Origin of the sequence: Pseudomonas sp. Irchel 3H9 (assembly GCF_900187495.1) — a bacterium.
Lineage (GTDB): Bacteria > Pseudomonadota > Gammaproteobacteria > Pseudomonadales > Pseudomonadaceae > Aquipseudomonas > Aquipseudomonas sivasensis.
Window position 1 is genome coordinate 212118 of sequence record NZ_FYDK01000003.1, and the last position, 19134, is coordinate 231251.

Here is a 19134-nt window from a genome sequence, read left to right on the forward strand (position 1 = left end):
GGGAGGGACTTGCTCCCTCCCACATTTAGATTCGGTTACCCCTTCTTACTCCACCGGATCACTCACCGGCTTGGCAATAATCGCCTTCAACTCGCTGGTCATCGGGAATTCCAGGTTCAAGCCCTTGGGCGGAATCGGCTGTTCAAACCAGCGCTGGTAAATCCCGTTGATCTCCCCCGAGCGGTACAGGTCGCCGAGGGTCTCGTTGACCACCGCAAGAAACTGCGGATCGTCCTTGCGCACCATGCAGCTGTAGATCTCCCGCGACTGCTCCTCGCCCACCACCACCCATTTGTGCGGGTCTTTGGCTTTGGCGCGTTCGCCGTAGAGGAGCGCGTCGTCCATATAAAACGCCACGGCGCGGCCCGTCTCCAGCATCTTGAACGCTTCGCCATGATCCTTTGCGCTGATCACGAACATATTGGTTTTGTGCTCGGCGTTGTAGCTCTTGAGAAAACGTTCGTTGGTGGTGCCGGCGGTGGTCACCACGTTCTTGCCGGCAAGGTCGGTGAAGCCTTTGATGCCACTGTCTTTAGCCGTCAGCAACTGGCCTTTCACATAAATAAACCCATAGGAAAATGCCACCTGTTTCTGGCGCTCAGCGGTCACTCCGGTGGAACCGCATTCCAAGTCAACGGTGCCGTTCTGCACCAGCGGAATTCGCGTCTGGGACGTCACGAGGTTGTACTTCACCTTGAGGTCGGCCACTCCGGTTTTCTGCTGGATGCGCTCGACAATCTTGCTCGACAGGTCCACCGAATAACCCATGGGTTTGCCGCTGTGATCCCCCACATAGGAAAACGGCACCGACGCATCGCGATAGCCCAGGGTGATGGACTTGGCGTTGGCGATCTTGCTCAACGTGCCGTTCAGCGCCGGTTCATTTGCCTGAACCTGAGCCCCAAACAACAGCCCCACGGTACAACCGGTCAACAGGATTTTTTTCATTGTTCTACTCCGTTGGTTATTTACGTACAGCGATGACACTGATTTCCACCAACACACTCGGTCGCGCCAGCTCCGCCTGCAGGGTGGTTCGCGTGGGCGCCATCCCCGGCGACAGCCACGCCGACCACACCTCGTTCATCGGCGCAAAACCGGTGCCGATGTCTTTGAGGTAAATGGTCGCATTGAGCAGATGGTCCTTGTCGCTGCCCGCCTGGGCCAGCAACCCGTCGATTTTGGCCAGCACTTCGCGGGTTTGTGTCGCGACATCCTGACCGTCGCCCGGTACCTGACCCGACAAGAACACCAAGTCCTTGAAAGTCACGGCACCAGAAAGACGCTCGTTGCTGCTGATTCGATTGATGGTCATGGTTACATCCTCAAGCGGCGCGGGGCGTCAGGCCCTGCATATCAATGGAAAGGGCGTGCCGACCGATCAGCTCGGCCAACAGCTGGCCGCTGCCGCATGCCAGGGTAAACCCCAGGGCGCCGTGGCCCAGGTTCAGCCACAGGTTGCGATAAACGCTGGCGCCAATCAGCGGCACACCGGTAGGCGTGGCCGGGCGCATGCCGGCCCATTCGACCGCACGGGCATAGTCGCCGCCCAGAGGGAACGTCTCGACCGCCTGGCGCTTGATCAGGGCCAAACGCTTGGGCTCCAGGCCCGCGTCGAAACCGACGATATCCACCATCGCCGCCACCCGCAGTTGCTCGCCGATGCGCGCGTAGACGATCTTGCGGTCGTAGTCGGTGATGCTCACATTCGGCGCCTGGTGCTGCGGGCCAATCGGCACGCTCAGGCTGTAGCCCTTCAGCGGATACAGCGGCAGCGAAAGCCCCGGCAGCCCCAACTCGGCGCTGCGATACCCCGCGGCCAATACCAGGTGCTGGACCGGCATCACTTCATCCGCCAATTCGATGGCTTGCACCGCGCCGTCCGCGTGACGAATCCCGGTCACCTTGCGCCCCAGCAAAAATCGGCAGCGCCCAGAGGCCTCAAGCCGCGCAGCCAATCGTTGGCAGAACGCGTGACAGTCCGCGACTTCCTCGTTCGGCGTGTAGATGCCGCCGACAAACCCATCGCCCGCCAGCGCAGGCTCCAGCCGCGCGCAATCGGCGGCGGACCATACCTGCTGCTGCAAAATATCCGTGACCTTGCTGCGCGCATGCGCGAATGAACGGCTATCGCGGAAAGTCACCAGCTTGCCATTGCGCCGCCAGTCGAAACCGTCCAGGTGGTCATCCTCGCGCCATTGCTGCAACGTGCGTTGGCTCAAGGAGGCCAAGCGCAGCAGGTGCTCGGCATTACGCTTGTTCACCGAACCTCGGCATGCGCCGATAAACGCCGCCATCCAACGCCATTGCTGGGGATCGAGGCGTGGGCGCAATTTCAACGGAGAGTCACCGCGCACCAGCCAGCCAAGCGCTTGCAGCGGCACTCCGGCATCAGCCAACGGCGCGACATAGCGGTAGGACAGTTGCCCGCCGTTGGCGAAACTGGTTTCGCTGCCCAGTCGGTCGCGAGCGTCGATTACCGTCACTTCATGGCCGGCACGCACCAGCGCATACGCACTCGCCAAGCCAATGACTCCACCGCCAATGATGCAAACCTGCCTGGCCATCCCCGCCCCCTCGCCATCGATTAAGTAGGCTCAAGCGTAGGGGCAGGTGACAGGCCGCCGACAATGAATAAAGATGGCTCACCTATAAACAAAGGTTATGGACTTGCCATGCGCCTGCGTCATATCGAAATCTTCCAGGCAATCCGCCAGACCGGCTCCGTCAGCGCCGCCGCGCAATTGCTGCACGTGTCGCAGCCGGCGGTAACCAAAGTGTTGCAGCACGCAGAGCTGCAACTGAGCTTCCCACTGTTCCTGCGCGTACGCGGCAAGTTGCAGCCCACGCCGGAAGCACTGGCGCTGGAGAGTGAAGTGGAGAAAGTCACCGCGAGCCTGCAAGGGGTGCGGCGTCTGGCCAAGAGCTTGCGTCGTGCGCCGGGGCAAAGTGTGCGCATCGGCGCAACCCCCGCGCTGGCGCTGTCGCTGCTGCCGCCGGCGATTCTGGAATGGAAGCGAGACTACCCGGACATGGCCTGTGAACTGTCCAGCGACCACAGCCGCGAACTGGTGCAAAAGTTGTTGATGCGCGAGATTGATCTGGCGCTGACGCTCAACTTCTCCGGCCATCCAGGGTTGACCACCCAGGTGTTGGCCAACGGTGTGCTGGTGGCGTTGGCATCCAAAGGCTATTGGCCGGAGACTGAGCTGCATCAGCCCCTGCCATTGGCCGACTTGGCGGGCGCGCCGCTGATTGGCCTGTCCAGCGCCGACCCGCTGGCGGCAAAACTCGACAGCTACCTGGAGAATGTCGACCCTGCGCCCCGGGTGACGATCTCGGTGCAAACCTATTCGCTGGCGCGCGCGATGGTGGAGTCCGGCGCGGGGTTAACGGTGATCGACCCGTTCACCGCGCTGGGCGCCTCGACGGACACCACTTGCATCCGCACGCTCACCCCGCCGCTGCCGATCACCCTGTATGCCCTGACCCGCGCCGACGGACCGCCGCCGCATATGCTGGCCAATCTGCTGGAGATCTTGGGCAAGCGGTCATGCGAGTTGTTGGGACGCCTCTAAGGACATCGCCCCTCTCATTCAAAGCACGTAATGCATGATCGCCACAAAGTGCAGCAGGCTGCCGCCGATCACAAACAGATGCCAGATCCCATGGGAATGCCGCAGGCGGTCCTCCAGGGCAAAAAAGATAATGCCCACGGTGTACAACACCCCGCCCGCCGCCAGCCAGGTAAACCCCGCCGTCCCCAGCGCGGCGATCAGCGGCTTGACTGCCACCAGCACGATCCAACCCATCACCGCATAAATCACAATGGACAGGATGCGCGCCTCAGAGCGCGGCTTGATCTCTTGCAGGATGCCAATCACCGCCAGCCCCCACACGATGCCGAACAGCGTCCAGCCCCACGGGCCGCGCAGGGTCACCAGGCAAAACGGCGTGTAGCTGCCGGCGATCAACAGGTAGATCGAAAAGTGATCGACCTTCTGCATGATCTCTTTTCGCCGACCTTGCACGCTGTGGTACACGGTCGACGCGCTGTACAGCACCATCAACGTAAAGCCGTAAATCGCCACGCTGACGATCTTCCAGGGGCTGCCGTCCAGGCTCGCCACCACCAACATCCACACAGCGCCAATACACGCCGCGACTGCACCGAGCAAATGGCTCCAGGCGTTGAATCGTTCCCCGTGGTACATGTGTCACCGACCTCCTGTAACCGTTAACAGCTGGCGGCAAGCCTCCCGCCTTGGGCATAAGAGTGCAAGCGTCGCATGACGTTCCGGCGACGCCGCGCGGTTTTGCGGGCACAATCGACGGCATTCGAACAAGAGCCCACGGCCATGCTGATCGACGAAGAGTTCACCCTCAAAAAGCTGGAAATCTTCCTGGCATTCATGCGTACCGGCAACCTGGCCCGCGCCGCTGCCGAACTGCAAACCAGCAATGTCAGCGTGCACCGCGCCATCCACTCGCTGGAAAATGCACTGCGCTGCCCGCTGTTCAAACACGAGGGCCGCAACCTCACCCCGCTGGAAAGCGCCTACGTCCTCGAAGAACGCGCACAGAAACTGGTGGCCGATGTGGTCGACAGCGTGCGCCTGACCCGCGAAGCCGCCGGCTTCTCGGCCGAGCGCTTCAAGTTGGGCTCGCTGTATTCGCTGACGGTCAAGACCGTGCCGCAACTGATCATGGGCCTGAAGATTCGTCGCAGCGAGCTCAATATCGACCTGATCTTGGGTTCCAACTTCGACCTGCTCTACAAGCTCAAGAACATGGAAGTGGACGCGATCCTGATCTCCCTCGATGAACAGGCCAACGACCCCGACTGCGAGCAGATCGCGCTGTTCTCCGACGACATCTTCCTCGCCACTCCGGCGGATTCACCCTTCGACCGTGATCACGAAATCGACCTGGCCGACGTGCGCGACGCGACCTTCATCACCCTCACCCAAGGCTTCGCCACCCACCAGGATGGCAACCGAGTGTTCAAGCAAGCGGGGTTCGAGCCGAAGGTGGCGATGCAGGTCAATGACATCTTCACGCTGTTGAGTATGGTCAGCTCAGGCGTGGGCTATGCGTTGTTGCCGGGACGGATTGCGGCGGTGTATGAAAACCGCGTGAAGCTGATACCGCTGCAAGCCAGGTATCGATTGCAGCAGCAGATCGGCGTGGTGTTTCTGAAAGCCAAGGAACGTGACCCAAATTTGCTGGCGTTGTTGGCGGAGTGTCGGATGTATGCCAATCGGCAGGCTTGAGATAGCCATTGGGGGCAAGCCCCCTCCCACACTTGAATGTGTTCGCAATTCAAAATGTGGGAGCGGGCTTGCCCCCGATGAGGCCCAACCAGACAACACAACTTCCGAAGCTAGCCAACCAACCCACGCACAATGAAGTACAGCAGCGAAGGCCCAAGCAAACACCCAAGTCCGGTGTGGAACGTGGCCGTCAATGCACCATAAGGCACCAACCGTCGGTCCGTTGCCGCCAGCCCAGCCGTTACGCCGCTCACGGTGCCGGCCAAGCCACCAAACACCATCGCCGAACGCGGGTTATCCAAGCCCATCCAACGCGCCGCCACCGGTGTACCGACCATCACCAGGATCGCCTTGATCAACCCGGTCGCAATGGACAGCGCCATCACATCCGAGGTCGCGCCAATCGCCGCACCGGTCACCGGGCCGACGATGTAGGTCACGGCACCCGCGCCGATGGTGGTCATGCTGATCGCGTCGCGATAGCCAAACACCCAGGCCATGCTGGCGCCGACGATAAACGGCAGGATCGTGCCCAGCAGCAGCGCAATCACACCGATCATCCCGGCTTTGCGCGCTTCGGTGGCTTGCACCTCAAACGCCGTGGCAACGATGGCGAAGTCGCGCAGCATCGCGCCGCCCATGAGGCCGATACCGGAGAACAGCGCCAGGTCCGCCAGGCCTTTTTGCCCGCCGGTAATGGTGCCGCCGACCCAGGCCAGGATCAGGCCGATGACGATGGCAATCGCCGAGCCATGGATACGCCCGAACGTCAGGCGCTTGGACAGCACCACAGAAATCCACATCACCACGCCAACAAAGGCAAACGCGGTGATCAGGCCGTTATGTTCCAAACCTTTTTCGATGAGGTCCCACATATCAGCGACCTCCCGCAGGCACGATCAACGGCTCTTCGGCGGGCAGAGGCTCGCCCTTGTGGGTACGGCTGATCAAGGCAATGGTGCAACCACAGACCACCACCGAACCAATGGCCGCCAGCACCGCGACCGGGCCGCCGTGCAAGGCGGTCACGACGTTTTGTTGCGCGGCCATCGCCACCACCACGGGGATATACATCGCGCCCCAAAAGCCGACGCCCATCTCGCATTCCTTGGTCATGCCGCCGCGTTTTTGCATCCACAGGCGGGCGCAGATCAGCAGGATCATGGCGATGCCCACCCCGCCCACGTTGGATTTGACGCCAAGCAACACGCCGAGCATGTCGCCCATGATCACACCTGCAAGCGTGCAGATCGCCAGCAATGCCACACCGTAAATAATCATTGTTGTTGTCCTCGAAGTGCTCGATCGAAATTGTTGTTTTTGTGATTCGACAGCCTTGGGTAGTGCTTTATCGGTGGCGGCGCTCCTCCTCTTCCAGCAGGGCCTGCAAGGTATCCAGGCGTGCGCCTTCACAGGCGATCACCGTGCCTTGTTCGAACACGCGGCGTGACAGGCCGGTAAGCACGGCGCCCGGGGGCAGTTCGATTTGCAGGCGCACGCCGCGCTCGTAGGCGCTTTGCACGGTGCCGCGCCAGTCGACAACGCGGCACATGTTGAAGGCCAGGTCGTCGCAAAGGTGTTCGGGATTGTGGATCGGCCGCGCGCGGGTGCTGCTCAGGTAGGTGATGCGCGGCGCCTTGAGCGGGACAAACGCCTGGGCCAGGGCCTCGGCCGGTTGCTCCAGCAGCGCGCAATGGGACGGCACACTGACGGCCAGGCGCTTGGTGATGCCATTGCCCTTGATGCGCGCGGCAACACGCTTCATGGCCTCGTCGCTGCCGGCGATCACGCTCTGGTTATCGGCGTTGATATTGGCCAGGTATACCGGGGTTTCGGGGCTGTGGATGTCGGCGAGGATGTTTTCGACGGTGGATAACTCCACGCCGATGATCGCGGTCATGCCGTAGCCGTGTGGATAAGCGCTTTGCATCAGTTGGCCGCGCAGGCTCACAAGCTTTACCGCATCGGGAAAATCCAGCGCACCAGCGATGACCGCAGCCGGATAGGCACCGATGGACAGGCCCGCCACGTAATCCGGGGTGCGATCCAACAGACGGGCGTGGGCAACGCCAGCAATCAACAGGCACAGCTGCACGGCGCGGGTACTGGCCAGGGCTTGCGCGGAATCGAGCAGGCGCACGTCTTCGCCCAGGGCATCGCTGGCTTCGGCCAGGATGTCGGCAGGCAGCGCCTGGAGCATGCCCGTGCGCTGGGCGCCCTGCCCCGGAAACACCAGCAGGCTGCTCATGCCACAACCTGCCAGGGGTCGATTACAAGGTGCGCACCGCTGGTGGTTTTGAGTAATACGCGGCGGGATGGCCCGGCCCACTCGCGCAACGCGACGGCGCCGAACGGGGTTTGCAATTGCAGGTCTACGCTGCACACCGCCTTATCCAGTCGTTCCAGAAGAGCCCGCGCGTCATTGCGATCCAGCGGCTCAGGCGCGCGCAGAATCAAATCCAGATCACTCTCAGCATGCAGCGCCTCAATGCCGGTCGCCAATTCAAAACCCGCACTGCCGCTGACGCCCCAGCTTGTCTGGGCCAGCACCGGGCGCAACTGCTGCAATGCCTGCAACGCAGGTAAATCCCGCGTCGAAATCACTGCGCGCAACGCCTCCGGCACCACACGCCGACGCACCGCTGCAATCGGCATCACGGCGGCAAAACGCTGTTCGCGCAAACGTCCACGCACGCCGACCGCCACCTGGCCCGGCTCGGCGAGCGCGCGACGCACCACTACCGGGTGACCGGCGCTGATCGCGTCCACCGCCCAGGCCGGTGCGTCGATGGGCAGATGCGCCGGGCTCATGCCCCAGAGCAGGTCGTGCGCGTTCACCATTGCTCCCGCAACAACTCGCGCACGTGGCTGGAAGCGGTGCGATTAGTGGCGCCGAGGCGTCCGCTCAAATCGGGTGTGCCAATGTCCTTGATTGCACTCACCAGACATTCACTGACCCGCACCACATCGTCCGCTGTCGGTTGTTCAATCTGGCTCACCGACAAGGTCTCCCACAGCAATCCGAGGCTGGCATAGCTGTCGATGTCATAGGCCATGGGCGGCACGCTGGCGGCCAGGGCTTCCAGCTCTTCGACACTGCGCAGGGTCACCCGCGCAGCCGAGGCCTTGCCCATGGCGTGCACCATCACACCAGGATCACGCAAGGCGATCAGGCGGTTGGCTTGGTAACCGTGGGCCAGGAACGCACCGGACATGGCCTTGCCCACCAGCAGCGCAATCACCGGGTGGCCGGCGAGGCGAGCGCGGGCATAGCTGTCGGCGGCAGCGGCCAGGGCCTGATGGATGCCGAGGGCTTCTTCGCGACGGCCGTAGGCTTGGCTGGGTACATCGACGATGGCGATGATCGGGCGCTTGTCGCCGCGGGCGATGGCTTCATCGACGGCCTTGGCCAGGCCCCAGCCTTCGAGCAGGCCGACTTCGCCATTGCGCGCCCGAGGGAAGCGGTTTTGCGCGTCAGTCACCACGGCGACAAAGCGCACCTTTTGCTCACCCAATACACCGTCGGCAACCCTCAGCGACGCGGGAAAACCGTCTACAGGTGGAGCGCCGGCGCTCAATGCGTTGAACCACTGCAAACCTCTCATGAGCGTTCTCCTTGATACAGCTCGCGCACCGTCGCCGGGTCGATTTGCGATACGGCGTCCAACTCGGCCAAGCGCGTGAGGTAATAATCAGCCTGGCGACTGCGTTGTTGGGCGGGCACGCCTTGCTGCAGCAACGCGCTGACCGTCTGTTGGATCTGCGCCACATCGTCGGCCACGTAACGGTCGGCCAGGCCACTGTTAAAGCGCTGCTCGCCACCCGTGAGGCTCCAGATAAAGGGACGGTCGCGGGAGTCGTATTCTTCCAACCCGGCTTCCTGTTCGATCACCTGCGGGCCATTGAGGCCCAGGCGCGCTTCGCGGGTCACGACGAGGTAGCTGCACAGCCCGGCCGCGATGGACATGCCGCCGAAACAGCCAACGCTGCCCGCCACCACGCCGATCACCGGCTGGTACTGGCGCAGGTCGACAATCGCCGCGTGTATATCGGCAATTGCGGCCAGGCCGAGGTTGGCTTCCTGCAAGCGCACGCCGCCGGTTTCCAGGAGCAGCACCGCGCGGGTCGGGATGCCCTTGCGGTTGTCCTCCGCTGCCAACTCCAGGGCGCCAGCGATTTTCGCGCCGCCCACTTCACCGAGGCTGCCGCCCTGGAAGTTGCCCTCAATGGCCGCAATCACCACAGGCAAGTCGCCGATGCTACCCTTGGCGATCACCACCCCGTCATCGGCCTGGGGTACCACACCTTGGCGGCTGAGCCAGGGCGACATGATCCGCTGGAACGGGTCGATCAGTTCGCGAAAGGTGCCGGCATCCAACAAGGCCTTGGCCCGCTGCCGCGCACCCAGTTCCACGAAGCTGTGTTTAGCGAGCAAGTCAGTCATGGCCGATCTCCTCGAAACCCTGCTCCAGGCGCAAACGCACCACGCCGGGGGTGGCGCCGAAGTCGTGGATATCAATGTTCAGGGCGGGTGGTGTCTGCTCTTGGAAGATGCGTTCGAACAGGTGCTGCCAGCGTTGTTCGGCGCCATTCACCGAGGTCTGTACCTGAATGGTCAACGTGCCGGCCGTGCCCGGTTCCAGCAGCACTTCCAGGTCGCCCGAGCCGACGCAACCCACCAGCGCACGGCCTTTTGGCGGCTGCCCGGCGGGGAATTCAAAGGATAAGGTTTCCATCACAACGCTCCGTCGAGGCGGTCGATAAACAGGCAGGCGGCCAACAGGTCGGCGGCGCCACCGGGGGAGGCATTCAGGGCCAGCAGTTGGTGGTCCAGCTCATGCAGTTGGCGGCGCCCGGCGAGGCTAGCGCTGCCGCCAGCATCGAGCACGGCCTGAGCGCCGCGCTGCATGGCATGCAGGCCTTGCAGGCCGGCGCGATAGAGCACGCAGGTGTCGGCCAGATCGGTCATGATCGCGAGCAAGGCGTCCAGGCGTGCGTTCTGTTCGCCGGCGTTTTGGCGGCGACTTTTGTGCAGTTGCGGCAGGCCGCGCTGCATCACCGAGGGGAAGCCAAGCTGCGCTTCTTCACGGGCACCGCGCGCGCCGTAGCGTTGCGCGACCTGGGCGCCGTGGCTCAGTGGCTGTGGGGCGTAGCGGTCGTTGAGCAGGGCTAATCTGGCCGCTTTCAGCGTTATAGCGCGGGGCTCCAAGGCTGCCGCAGCAGTGAGCAAGCCGAGCGCCCAGATCGCGCCGCGATGGGTATTCACACCCTGAGTGGTGGTGAGCATCGCTTGCTCACCCTCACGGCCAATACGACCGAGGGCTTCGCGCAGAGGCAAGCCGACCTCACCGATTTCAATCGCCGCTTCGGCCATTTCCTTGAACATCGGCCATAACGACAGCGCCGAGGCGTGCATCAGCCCCAGGTGCAAATCACTGTGGGCGCCGTTGCCGCGACGGTCCACCAGGGCGGGTTTAGGCGACAGGTCGGCTTCATCGATCAGCGCATCGACGGCCATATCCGCCAGGCGATCCGCAAGACTGAGTTCATGCAGTTTGAGAGCGCGCATTTACCAGCTCCTGAATTTGGCGGGCGGGTTGTACAGGCCACCGGACCACTCCACCAGGTCGGCCACGCTTTTGGCGGCCAACAGCTCGCGGGTGGCGTCGGTGCGGCGGATGCCCAAGTCTTCGGGCAAGGCGATCAGGCCTTCGCGGCGCATGCGTGCGGTGTCCTTCGGGTTGTGGCGCAGGCCGATGGCGGTCACCCCGGCGACGGCGGCGATCATCGCCTGGCGTTCTTCCAGGGAGCGCGCCTTGTACAGGTAGGCGATGCCTTCTTCGGTGAGCAGGTGGGTGACGTCGTCACCGTAAATCATGATCGGCGCCAGGGGCATGCCGCTTTTGCGTGCCACTTCCACGGCGTCGAGGGTGTCGACGAAGGTGGGTTTGCCGCCTTCCTGGAAGGTCTCGACCATCTGCACCACGAGCTTTTTGCCGCGCTCCAGCAGCGCGACCGGCGCATCGTCGTGACGCATATCCAACCACGCCGGCGTGCCATGGCGGCGACCGCGCGGGTCATGGCCCATGTTCGGCGCACCGCCAAAACCGGCGAGGCGGCCACGGGTCACGGTGCTGGAATGGCCGTCGCCGTCGACTTGCAGGGTGGCGCCGATAAACAGGTCCACTGCGTACTGGCCGGCCAATTGGCAGAACATGCGGTTGGAGCGCATCGAACCGTCGCGGCCGGTGAAGAACACATCCGGGCGGGCGGCGATGTAGTTCTCCATGCCCAGTTCGGTGCCAAAGCAATGCACGCTTTCCACCCAACCGCTTTCGATGGCGGGGATCAGCGTGGGGTGCGGGTTGAGGGTCCAGTTGCGGCAGATCTTGCCCTTAAGGCCCAGGGATTCGCCGTAGGTGGGCAGGATCAATTCGATGGCGGCGGTGTTGAAACCGATGCCGTGGTTGAGCGATTGCACATTGTGTTTTTCGTAGATGCCACGGATCGCCATCATCGCCATCAACACATGCACCGGTTTGATATGGCGCGGGTCGCGGGTGAACAGCGGCTCGATGTAGAACGGCTTGTCGGCCACCACCACAAAATCCACCCAACTGGCGGGGATGTCGACGCGAGGCAAATCGGTGACGTCATCCACCAACTGGTTGACCTGCACGATCACGATGCCATCGCTGAACGCGGCGGGTTCGATCAGCGCCGGAGTGTCTTCGGTGCTGGCGCCGGTGTAGATATTGCCGGCGCGGTCGGCCATGAAACCGGCGGAGAGCACCACGTTGGGGATCAGGTCCACCACCAGCCGTGCATAAAGTTCGATGTAGGTGTGAATCGCGCCGATTTCCAGCAGGCCGTCTTCCAGCAACTGGCTGATGCGCAGTGATTGGGTGCCGGCGAATGAGAAATCCAGCTTGCGGGCGATGCCCTTTTCAAACAGGTCCAGGTGCTCGGACCGCCCGACACTGGGCATGATCATGTGCAAATCGTGAAGCTTGGCCGGGTCGGCCTTGGCCAGCGAGCGCGAGAGGAAGTCGGCTTGCTTCTGGTTGTTGCCTTCCAGCACCACGCGGTCGCCGGGGAGGATCAGCGCCTCAAGCGCCTCGACAATCTTGTCGCTGGGCAGCACCGCGCCGTCTGCGTACTTTTTGACCAGCCCGAGCCGCCGCTGCTTCTCGTCGCGCCGCCGCGTCCAGCGCGAGTCGGGGGTTATTGTTGTTGTCATGGTCGCTCCACGAGGTTAGCTGTCGTGAGGCTTACCTTAGGAGTGAATCCGGGAGCCATCAATCAAGCTTAGCGATGGATCGTTACGGTTAGAGTAATGGAACATAAGCAAACACTGACCTGAGCCCAAAGAAGATCAACATGTGGGAGGGGGCTTGCTCCCGATGGCGGTGTGTCAGCTAAGTGATGTTTCAACTGACACTCAGCCATCGGGGGCAAGCCCCCTCCCACATTGGATCTTCACATGACTTAGAGTCAGGCCAACCCGGACTCCACCAGCAGCGCCTCAAGCCCCATCAAATCCGGCACCTTCGCCACATGTTCCCCCACCTGCACCGCTGCCAGTTCCAGCGGGCACAGCGGCACGTCCACATAGCTCAACTCGCTATCGAGCTTGTACGACCGCGGAATACCCTGGATCACCAGCGCAATAAACTTCAACGTCGGCCGCCCGCCCAACGCATTCAACACCACGATCCGCGAGCGTTCGCCGGTCACGCTGGCCTCGCCGCACACGGCTTCGAAACTGATCAACGGAATCTGCCGATCCCGCCACGTCACTTGCCGCAAATACCACGGCGGTGCGTCGCTGGCCGGTTCGCCGCGTTGGAAGTCGATCAACTCGGCGATGGCGACGTTGGGCAGTACCAGGTGACGGTCGGCCAGGGGCAGCAGCAGGCCGGTGAGTTGGCTGGTGCGGTGGTCAAGCATGGGACTTGCTCCAATAGGCGATGCTTTCCAGCAGCACCGACTCTTGATACGGCTTGCCGAGGTATTCGTTGACGCCGATCGCCATGGCGCGGTCGCGGTGTTTCTGGCCAGTGCGGGAGGTGATCATGATGATCGGCAGGCGCATCAAGCGCGGGTCGTTGCGCACTTGCGTGGCCACTTCAAAGCCGTCCATGCGCGGCATTTCGATGTCGAGCAGCATCAAGTCTGGGGTGTGTTCTTCAAGCACAGCCAGGGCGTCGATGCCGTCTTTGGCAGTGAGCACGTTCATGCCGTTGCGCTCCAGCAGCCGGCTGGTGACTTTGCGCACGGTAACCGAGTCGTCCACTACCAGCACCAGCAAGGGGCGTTTTTTCAACGGGTCGTTGAGGATCAGTGGCGCATCCACCGACTGCGCCGGCAAGGCCGGTTGGCGGGCGCGGATATGCGCCAGCAAGTCGATAATCAGCACCACGCGGCCGTCGCCGAGGATGGTCGCGCCGGACAAGCCTTGCACCCCCGCGAACTGCGGCCCCAGGCCCTTGACCACGATTTCCCGCGTGCCGGCCATGGCATCCACATGCACCGCCACACGCCGCTCATTGCACTGCACCAAGAGCACCGGCACCGGCTGGTACTGGCCCAGCAGTTTCGGACGGGCCACGGTATGCAGCAGGTCGCCGAGGTAAAACAGTTCGTAGCGCTGACCTGCGTATTCATAACGCGGCGGATCTTGCTGGTAGTGCCCCGCCAGCTCATGGGGCAGCACACGCACCAGCCCTTCGATGGTGTTGAGCGGGATTGCGTATTGGTCGTCGGCGCACTGCACCATCAGTGCGCGGTTGACCGACACGGTGAACGGCAGACGAATCCGAAAATGCACGCCCTCGCCCGGCGTCGACTCAATGAACATCGAGCCGCCCAGCTGGCGCACTTCTTCATGCACCACGTCCATGCCCACGCCACGCCCGGAAATCTGCGTGATCTTTTCCGCAGTGGAAAACCCCGGCTGCAAGATGAACTGCAACACGTCGCGGTCGCTGATCTCTTGATGAGGGGCGAGCAACCCGCGCTTGATCGCCTTGCGCCGCACCGCTTCGAGGGGCACGCCGGCGCCGTCGTCGCGCATGTCGAAAACGATATCGCCGCCTTCGTGGGTCAGGTCCAGGGTGATGCGGCCCTTTTCCGGCTTACCGGCCAGCAGCCGCACATCGCGGGACTCCAGGCCATGGTCAACGGCGTTGCGCAGCATGTGCTCCAAGGGCGCCGCCATGCGTTCAAGCACGTTGCGGTCCATCTCACCCTCGGCATTGCCGACGATGAATTCCACGTCCTTGCCCAACTCGCCCGCCACCTGGCGCACGATGCGTTTGAGGCGCGGCAACATACGCTCGAACGGCACCATGCGCGTGCGCATCAGGCCTTCCTGCAACTCGGTGTTGATGCGTGCCTGTTGCTGCAACAGGTCGTGCGCATCCTCGTTGCGACGGTCGAGGGTGTCCTTCAGGTCGAGCAGGTCGGAGGCGGATTCGGACAACGCGCGGGACAGTTGCTGCAACTGCGAATGGCGGTCCATCTCCAACGGATCGAAGTCTTCGTAGCCCAGGCGTTCGGCCTCGGCCTGTTGGCGGCTGAGGATGCGACCTTGGGTTTCGGTGTCGAGGCGGCGCAGTTGATCACGCATTCGCTCAATGGTGGTTTCCACCTCGTTCAACGCAATGCGCGCGTCGTTGACCTGCTGTTCGATGCGGCCACGGAAGATCGAGGTTTCACCCGCCAGGTTGACCAGATCGTCCAGCAGGTCGGCGGAGATTTTCACCATGTCGGCGGTAGGATCAGCGACCGCTTCGGCCTTGCCTGCGGGCAACGCCACCGGCACCACTGGCTCTACGCTGGGGTGCACCAGGCTTTTGATGCGTTCGATGAGCTTGTCCACTGAGCCCACCGGCATCCCATCCGTCACGGCGTCGATCATCTGCGCCAGGCGGTCATGGCAGCCTTGCAGCAGCGCGAACAGCTCAGCCGACGGCGCGAGCAAACCGGCGGACAGCCCTTCGTACAGAAACTCAAGCTCATGGGCCAAGTCACCAATCGGCCCGATCTCGACCATGCGCGCGCCGCCCTTGAGGGTGTGCAGGTCGCGCAACAGGGTTTCGACTTCCTGGCGATTGTTCGGCTCGGCCTGCCAGCGCAGCAACGCGCTGCCCGAGCTGTCGAGAATGTCGGCAGCTTCTTCGAGGAAGATATCCAGCAATTCCGGGTCGGCGCCCGCCGTTTCAGGCGCTGGCGCCTGGGTCGCGGGCGTACTGCTCTGTCGCAGCTCACGAAGCTTGGCAACCAGCTCGACGCTGTCGCTCAAGGGCTGGTGGTGGTGCAGTTCTTCCAGCTGCAAGCCTAGGTGTTCATGGCTGGCCATCAGCACTTGAGACAACTCGGCGCTGTAGCTGTAGCGACGGTCAACCAGGCCTTCGTAAAAGCATTCCAACTCATAGGCCAGATCGCCCACCGGGCCGATTTCAGCCATGCGCGCGCCGCCCTTGAGGGTGTGCAGGTCGCGCTGCAACGAGGACAACGGTGCAGCGTTTTCGGGCTCCAGCAGCCAGCGCTTGAGGGACTGCCCGGCGCTGTCGAGAATGTCCACGGCTTCTTCGAGGAAGATCTCGACGATCTCATCGTCCATCGCCGTTTCATGCTCCAACTGCGCGGTGGCTGCACCGAGTTCAGCGATGCTCAGGGCGCGGTTACCGTCGCTTTTGATCAGGCCGGTGGCGGACGGGTCCAGGGCTCCGTCCAGCAATTCGCGCAGGGCCTCGACCCGTGCCGGGGCCAGGCTGATTTCCTGCCCGGCGGCCAGTTGGTCAAGCATGTTGATCAGCGCTTCATGGGCCTGTTCGGCCTCCCGGAAAAACCGCTCGCTGACGGCCAGACTGCTCTCTTCCACCGCGCCATAGAGGTCGAGCAAGGCTTCGCACAGTTCGTCGATAGGGTGCAGGTCGGCGATGTGTGCCCCTTCTCCCAGCGTGGTCAGTTCATCCAGCAACGCCGTGAGTTCCTGGCGCTCGCCAGGGTGCTGTTGCCAACGACGCAGCAGGCTTTCGGCGTCGAGCAGGATATCCATGCCCTGGGCCAGGAAGTTGGTGATCAGTTGCGGGTCACGCTTGATGCGCAAGCCGGTGTTGGGCGCGTCGAGCAGCGTTGCCAACTGATGGTCAAGCAGGGCTTGGGTGCGGCCAATCAAATCGGCCGCCCCCCTGATCGGCACCAGAGGGTCGCGATCCAGTTGGCGTAAGCCACGCTGGAACAGAGCTTCGGCTTCCAGCAGTAACTCCACCTCGTCCAGGTCCAGCGGCAGACGATGGGCCTTGTATTCGCGTGTCAGGTGATCCAGTGGGCGCACCAGCTCGGCAATCGGCAACACGCCGGCCATGTACGCACTGCCCTTGAGAGTGTGCAGCGCGCGTTGCAGCTCATCGCTGACCTGCAGCGGCACATGCTCGGCGGCCTGTTGCAGGAAGTGGTTGAGGCTGTCCAGATGGCTCTGGGCTTCGTTGCGGAAAATTTCCAGCAGCATCGGGTCGTGGGGTTCGCCAGCAGATAGGGCGCCGCCGCTGGCATAGGCGTGGGCGCGAGCGGCCAAGGCGTCGACCTCGTCGCGTTGGTGTTGGTCGTCCGTCGCAAAGTCGGAGATCAACTCCGGCAGCAGGGCCACGGCGTCATCCAGCACCTGCTGGATCTCGGGGCCTAGGGCCACACTGCGTTCCAGCACACGGTTCAGCAGGTTTTCAACAGCCCAGGCCAACTCGGCCAGGACCAGGGCACGCACCATGCGGCCACTGCCTTTCAACGTGTGGAAAGCGCGGCGCATTTCGCCTTGGGCGGTTTTGTCCGCGCTGTTGGGCAGGTGGCGGTGCAGCACTTCGAGAACTTCGTCAGTCTCTTCAAGGAAGACTTCGCGTAGCTCATCGTCGATAGGCGCTTCATCGGCTGGCGGCGGCAGCAGACTACCGGGGCGTTGCAGGGCCGGCGGGTTGAGGCGCGAGGTAGGGTTGGCCAGTGCGTCAAACTGCGACTGACTGGGCGTGACCTCGCTCGACAACGCACCATCGGGAGCGACCAGCGCCTGGCGCCAGGGTTTCTCGGCGGGCAGATAGCCCAGCGTCGCCAGGCTTTGGGTGGCCAGTTCCAATACCCGCTCGCCAGCAGCGTCGGGGTCCTGGAGCATGCGTTCGAGGTAGTACTCCAAGCTGCTGATCACATCGGCAAAATGCTCCAGTTGCGCCTCTGCCGGCGGGCCTGCGTTGACCATCAACTGCTCATCGACATAGTCGGTGCAGCCGCGCATCAGGCTCGCTGCACGCGGTAGCGGAATCATCGCCAACGCGCCACGCACCTGGCTCAGCAACTCCGGCAGCGATTCCAGGCGCTGACGGTCCCAGTCGGCTTCCATGCAGTCGATCACCAGCTCTTTAGCCTGCTTCAGGCACTGGCAGCACTCACGGATCACCAACTGGTGAATCTGGGTTAGGTCGGTAGTGGGCAGGCGGCTTTCTTCGCGGCTTTCCGGCTCGACGGTGCCGGCCATTCCCGCCAAGGTGGCTTCGACGTAGAGCAGCGCGCCAGCGACATCCATCAGCACGGCGTCGTTGGGTTCGCGTTGGCCTTGGGCCAGGCTCAGTACTACCGCAAGCTGGTCGATGATGACTTTGCGCGGCTGACCGAACCCCAGCACCGCCAAGGTATCGGCGATCTGCCGCAGCGGCGCCAACAGCGCATCAAGGTCGCTGGTGTGTTGGCGGTCGCTGCGCACGAACAGGTCGAGGCGTTCCTTGACCCGCACCAGTTCCTCGCACAACGCACCGAGCACTGAGCCCATGGCATTGCGGTCCGGCCCGGCCAGGCGGGCGCGCTCGGCGTCGACCACCGTGCTGTCGGGCAAGGCTTCATCCAGGCCGTAGCGCTCTTTCAGGCTTTGCATGCGCGGCGTTGGCCGGGTGACTTTAGCGACGTAGAACAACAGGCTCTTGAGCAACTCATCCGGCGCAGATTGGTTGATGCCGCCTATGCCCTGGGCGAGCAGGCGCTTGAGTTGTTTGTCACTGGCCTTGAGCAAGCTGCGCAAAGCCGGGCTGTTGGCGACCACACCTGTGAGCATGCCCTCGACCAGCGCCGAAGCCACTTGCCACAACGGCAACAACGGCGCGCCCTGGCAGAGGGCTTCGAGGCGTGCGAACACCCGCGCCATGTCTTCCAGGTTGCTTGGGCCGTGGTCTTCACGCAGCAGTCCGGCCAACGCCTGTTGCAACAACTGGTGCCATTGACGCAATTGCTCATGCAGCTCAGGCGGCGCGCGCTGGGTCAGGGTTTCATCGGGCAGCGGCGCGATCGACAGCAATTGTGGGCTGAACAGACTGGTTTCCGAGAGCAGGCTTTCACCCCGTGCGCTGCGTAGGTCGTTGAGCAGCGGCAGCACCACCAACGGCAGATCGCGGCGGGCGCTGTGCACGCGGTCGAGGTACAGCGGCAGTTGGCCGAGGGCCTGTTGCAGAAGACGGATGCTTTCATCGCGCTGACTGACCCGCCCGGCCTTTAGCGCAAGGGCCAGTTCTTCGATCTCTTCGGCCAGCAGCGCTGCGCCGTAGAACTCGACCATTTGCAGCGCACCATGCACCTGGTGAATACCGGACAGGCATTGGCTGATCACGTCATCGTCATGGGTTTCGACAAACGCATCCAGCGCCGAACGGGCCTGTTTCAGGGTTTCGGCAATGTCGCCCTTGACCCATTCGAGGGCCACGTAGTCGTGCCGATCAACCATAACTGCTCCGCTTAGAATTCGTGGGTTGCCTGGATCTCCAGACAGATGGAGATCACATGCGGGACGGGCGGTGCGACGATTCGACTTGCCCCCTCCCAC

General features: G+C 62.9%; 17 protein-coding genes. 2 read left to right on the top strand and 15 right to left on the bottom strand.

All coding sequences use genetic code 11. From position 1 onward, the window contains the following. Window positions 1-45 precede the first annotated feature (45 nt). The 3 genes from CKW32_RS12700 to CKW32_RS12710 are packed head-to-tail and all read right to left on the bottom strand — an operon-like array spanning window position 46 to window position 2567. Window positions 46-948 carry a transporter substrate-binding domain-containing protein gene (locus tag CKW32_RS12700; protein ID WP_095185115.1) on the bottom strand — a complete coding sequence of 301 codons (903 nt, stop codon included), beginning with the start codon at window positions 946-948 and terminating at the stop codon, window positions 46-48. A 16-nt stretch (window positions 949-964) separates the two neighbouring features. Continuing rightward, complete coding sequence (locus CKW32_RS12705) at window positions 965-1315, bottom strand: RidA family protein (RefSeq protein ID WP_032884091.1); 351 nt, start codon at window positions 1313-1315, stop codon at window positions 965-967. A gap of 10 nt (window positions 1316-1325) precedes the next feature. Continuing rightward, the gene (locus CKW32_RS12710; RefSeq protein WP_095185116.1) at window positions 1326-2567 is read right to left on the bottom strand and encodes a D-amino acid dehydrogenase; all 1242 of its coding nucleotides are present in this window, start codon (window positions 2565-2567) and stop codon (window positions 1326-1328) included. A gap of 108 nt (window positions 2568-2675) precedes the next feature. Here CKW32_RS12710 and CKW32_RS12715 point away from each other — a divergent pair, with 108 nt between their 5' ends. Continuing rightward, a complete protein-coding gene (locus CKW32_RS12715) occupies window positions 2676-3578 on the top strand; it encodes a LysR family transcriptional regulator (protein ID WP_095185117.1) in 903 nt (300 codons plus the stop codon). Between the two features lie 18 nt (window positions 3579-3596). Here CKW32_RS12715 and CKW32_RS12720 read toward each other — a convergent pair whose 3' ends face one another. Next, window positions 3597-4214: a hemolysin III family protein gene (locus tag CKW32_RS12720; protein ID WP_032884097.1), complete on the bottom strand. Its 618-nt coding sequence runs from the start codon at window positions 4212-4214 to the stop codon at window positions 3597-3599. Between the two features lie 144 nt (window positions 4215-4358). Between CKW32_RS12720 and CKW32_RS12725 the strand changes: the two genes are divergently transcribed. Continuing rightward, window positions 4359-5273 (top strand): LysR substrate-binding domain-containing protein, encoded by a 915-nt coding sequence (locus CKW32_RS12725; protein WP_032884099.1) that lies wholly within the window; start codon window positions 4359-4361, stop codon window positions 5271-5273. Window positions 5274-5383: 110 nt separating this feature from the next. On the opposite strand, the gene madM is transcribed toward CKW32_RS12725, so the two are convergent. The 11 genes from madM to CKW32_RS12780 form a co-directional block, all read right to left on the bottom strand. Continuing rightward, complete coding sequence (gene madM, locus CKW32_RS12730; RefSeq protein ID WP_032884101.1) at window positions 5384-6148, bottom strand: malonate transporter subunit MadM; 765 nt, start codon at window positions 6146-6148, stop codon at window positions 5384-5386. A 1-nt stretch (window position 6149) separates the two neighbouring features. Beyond that, window positions 6150-6554, bottom strand: a complete 405-nt coding sequence (gene madL / locus CKW32_RS12735) for a malonate transporter subunit MadL (RefSeq protein ID WP_027606068.1) — start codon at window positions 6552-6554, stop codon at window positions 6150-6152. A gap of 67 nt (window positions 6555-6621) precedes the next feature. Further along, window positions 6622-7521, bottom strand: a complete 900-nt coding sequence (gene mdcH / locus CKW32_RS12740; protein ID WP_095185118.1) for a malonate decarboxylase subunit epsilon — start codon at window positions 7519-7521, stop codon at window positions 6622-6624. Next, on the bottom strand, window positions 7518-8114 hold the full coding sequence (locus tag CKW32_RS12745) for a malonate decarboxylase holo-ACP synthase (protein WP_095185119.1): 597 nt from the start codon (window positions 8112-8114) through the stop codon (window positions 7518-7520). Before CKW32_RS12745 ends, mdcH begins: the two co-directional genes overlap by 4 nt. Beyond that, on the bottom strand, window positions 8108-8878 hold the full coding sequence (mdcE, locus tag CKW32_RS12750; RefSeq protein ID WP_095185120.1) for a biotin-independent malonate decarboxylase subunit gamma: 771 nt from the start codon (window positions 8876-8878) through the stop codon (window positions 8108-8110). Before mdcE ends, CKW32_RS12745 begins: the two co-directional genes overlap by 7 nt. Beyond that, the gene (locus CKW32_RS12755) at window positions 8875-9717 is read right to left on the bottom strand and encodes a biotin-independent malonate decarboxylase subunit beta (protein WP_095185121.1); all 843 of its coding nucleotides are present in this window, start codon (window positions 9715-9717) and stop codon (window positions 8875-8877) included. Before CKW32_RS12755 ends, mdcE begins: the two co-directional genes overlap by 4 nt. Next, window positions 9710-10009 (bottom strand): malonate decarboxylase subunit delta, encoded by a 300-nt coding sequence (locus CKW32_RS12760; RefSeq protein ID WP_032884109.1) that lies wholly within the window; start codon window positions 10007-10009, stop codon window positions 9710-9712. Before CKW32_RS12760 ends, CKW32_RS12755 begins: the two co-directional genes overlap by 8 nt. Beyond that, entirely contained in the window at window positions 10009-10842 is an 834-nt protein-coding gene (locus CKW32_RS12765) for a triphosphoribosyl-dephospho-CoA synthase (protein ID WP_095185122.1), read from the bottom strand. The genes CKW32_RS12760 and CKW32_RS12765 overlap by 1 nt, the downstream gene beginning before the upstream one ends. Beyond that, entirely contained in the window at window positions 10843-12513 is a 1671-nt protein-coding gene (mdcA, locus tag CKW32_RS12770) for a malonate decarboxylase subunit alpha (RefSeq protein ID WP_095185123.1), read from the bottom strand. Between the two features lie 254 nt (window positions 12514-12767). Further along, window positions 12768-13223, bottom strand: coding sequence for a chemotaxis protein CheW (locus tag CKW32_RS12775; protein WP_010207210.1), 456 nt, complete (start codon window positions 13221-13223; stop codon window positions 12768-12770). Beyond that, window positions 13216-19035 (bottom strand): Hpt domain-containing protein, encoded by a 5820-nt coding sequence (locus CKW32_RS12780; protein WP_095185124.1) that lies wholly within the window; start codon window positions 19033-19035, stop codon window positions 13216-13218. The genes CKW32_RS12775 and CKW32_RS12780 overlap by 8 nt, the downstream gene beginning before the upstream one ends. Window positions 19036-19134 lie beyond the last annotated feature (99 nt).

Excerpts from the sequence above, each read along its gene's own strand:
- CKW32_RS12700 (WP_095185115.1), bottom strand. The coding sequence starts at position 948 with ATGAAAAAAATCCTGTTGACCGGTTGTACCGTGGGGCTGTTGTTTGGG.
- CKW32_RS12705 (WP_032884091.1), bottom strand. The coding sequence starts at position 1,315 with ATGACCATCAATCGAATCAGCAGCAACGAGCGTCTTTCTGGTGCCGTG.
- CKW32_RS12710 (WP_095185116.1), bottom strand. The coding sequence starts at position 2,567 with ATGGCCAGGCAGGTTTGCATCATTGGCGGTGGAGTCATTGGCTTGGCG.
- CKW32_RS12715 (WP_095185117.1), top strand. The coding sequence starts at position 2,676 with ATGCGCCTGCGTCATATCGAAATCTTCCAGGCAATCCGCCAGACCGGC.
- CKW32_RS12720 (WP_032884097.1), bottom strand. The coding sequence starts at position 4,214 with ATGTACCACGGGGAACGATTCAACGCCTGGAGCCATTTGCTCGGTGCA.
- CKW32_RS12725 (WP_032884099.1), top strand. The coding sequence starts at position 4,359 with ATGCTGATCGACGAAGAGTTCACCCTCAAAAAGCTGGAAATCTTCCTG.
- madM (WP_032884101.1), bottom strand. The coding sequence starts at position 6,148 with ATGTGGGACCTCATCGAAAAAGGTTTGGAACATAACGGCCTGATCACC.
- madL (WP_027606068.1), bottom strand. The coding sequence starts at position 6,554 with ATGATTATTTACGGTGTGGCATTGCTGGCGATCTGCACGCTTGCAGGT.
- mdcH (WP_095185118.1), bottom strand. The coding sequence starts at position 7,521 with ATGAGCAGCCTGCTGGTGTTTCCGGGGCAGGGCGCCCAGCGCACGGGC.
- CKW32_RS12745 (WP_095185119.1), bottom strand. The coding sequence starts at position 8,114 with ATGGTGAACGCGCACGACCTGCTCTGGGGCATGAGCCCGGCGCATCTG.
- mdcE (WP_095185120.1), bottom strand. The coding sequence starts at position 8,878 with ATGAGAGGTTTGCAGTGGTTCAACGCATTGAGCGCCGGCGCTCCACCT.
- CKW32_RS12755 (WP_095185121.1), bottom strand. The coding sequence starts at position 9,717 with ATGACTGACTTGCTCGCTAAACACAGCTTCGTGGAACTGGGTGCGCGG.
- CKW32_RS12760 (WP_032884109.1), bottom strand. The coding sequence starts at position 10,009 with ATGGAAACCTTATCCTTTGAATTCCCCGCCGGGCAGCCGCCAAAAGGC.
- CKW32_RS12765 (WP_095185122.1), bottom strand. The coding sequence starts at position 10,842 with ATGCGCGCTCTCAAACTGCATGAACTCAGTCTTGCGGATCGCCTGGCG.
- mdcA (WP_095185123.1), bottom strand. The coding sequence starts at position 12,513 with ATGACAACAACAATAACCCCCGACTCGCGCTGGACGCGGCGGCGCGAC.
- CKW32_RS12775 (WP_010207210.1), bottom strand. The coding sequence starts at position 13,223 with ATGCTTGACCACCGCACCAGCCAACTCACCGGCCTGCTGCTGCCCCTG.
- CKW32_RS12780 (WP_095185124.1), bottom strand. The coding sequence starts at position 19,035 with ATGGTTGATCGGCACGACTACGTGGCCCTCGAATGGGTCAAGGGCGAC.